This window comes from Azotobacter armeniacus, assembly GCF_054779355.1.
The window spans coordinates 1-982 of the sequence record NZ_BAAGYK010000048.1 but is presented as its reverse complement, the minus strand read 5'-3'; the positions used below and the strand labels follow the sequence as shown (position 1 = coordinate 982).

The window sequence follows — 982 nt, the reverse complement described above, 5'->3', positions numbered from 1 at the left end:
CTGCGCCTGCTGATCGCGCCGGGCCTCCTCGGGCGGTGCCGGCTTCGGTGCGGTCCCTTCACTGGCGACCGGCAGCACTGGGCGCGGCTCGAACGGCGGGTTGCCGGTTTCCATCACCACGGATACCGCCAGTGCCATCACGGCGGCGCTGGCGGCGCCGCCCATCAGCCACTGTCGTTTCGACATGTTCATCCTGCTTCTCCCGTTTCCGTCCAGCGGGTTGCTGTCAGGAGGGAGACGCAGCGGCGTGACATTTCCTTGGGGCGCTGGTGGATTTTTTTCAGCGAAGGCCGCCAGCGCAGCCTGACGAGCTCTGGCTCGGGCCTCTTCGCCGGGTTCGATCCTGTCCATCCCGTCGAACAGGGATTTCAGATCGTCATCAGTCATGACCATCCTCCCGCATGGCAGCAGAGGCCAGCCTCTTGCGAATTTCATGGAGACGCCAGGAAATGGTGGACTCCTTCACGCCGAGCAGTTCGGCCGCTTCGCGGTGGCTCAGGCCTTCGCCGGCCACCAGTACCAGGGTGTCGCGGTAGCCGCTGCCCATGGCATCCACCTCGTCGAGTACCTGACGCAGATAGACCCGGGATTCGTCCGCTGAGTCCGTCACCGCTTCGCCGCAGTCCTCGTCCAGCGTGTCTGCGCGGTGGCGCGACTGCTGGCGATGCCAGTCGCGGGCGCAGTTGAGTACCAGCACATACAGCCAGCTGCTGAAGGCCGACTCGAAGCGGTAGCTGGCGATCGAATGTGCCAGCTTGATGCAGGCCTGCTGGGCCACATCCTCGGCGTCCTGACGCTGGCCGGTGTATTTCATGGCGAAGCGGAAAATGCTGGCGTAGCAACTGTCCACCACCTCGGCAAAGGCCGCAGCGTCACCCGCGCGTGCTTTCTCCAGTGTCTGTCTGTCCGGCGACATCGCCGCTTCCTGCTGATTGTTCTGTAGGTTGGACGCTGGCCGTGCTGAATTCCTTGGCCGGGAGCC

At 64.6% G+C, this 982-nt stretch carries 2 protein-coding genes; both read right to left on the bottom strand.

Annotation, left to right across the window (positions count from 1 at the left end):
- On the bottom strand, positions 1 to 387 hold a 387-nt coding region (locus ACYVD0_RS10455), incomplete at its 3' end, for a hypothetical protein (RefSeq protein ID WP_460426765.1).
- On the bottom strand, positions 380 to 916 hold the full coding sequence (locus ACYVD0_RS10450; RefSeq protein WP_460426764.1) for an RNA polymerase sigma factor: 537 nt from the start codon (positions 914 to 916) through the stop codon (positions 380 to 382). The genes ACYVD0_RS10455 and ACYVD0_RS10450, both read right to left, overlap by 8 nt.
- Positions 917 to 982: the final 66 nt, after the last annotated feature.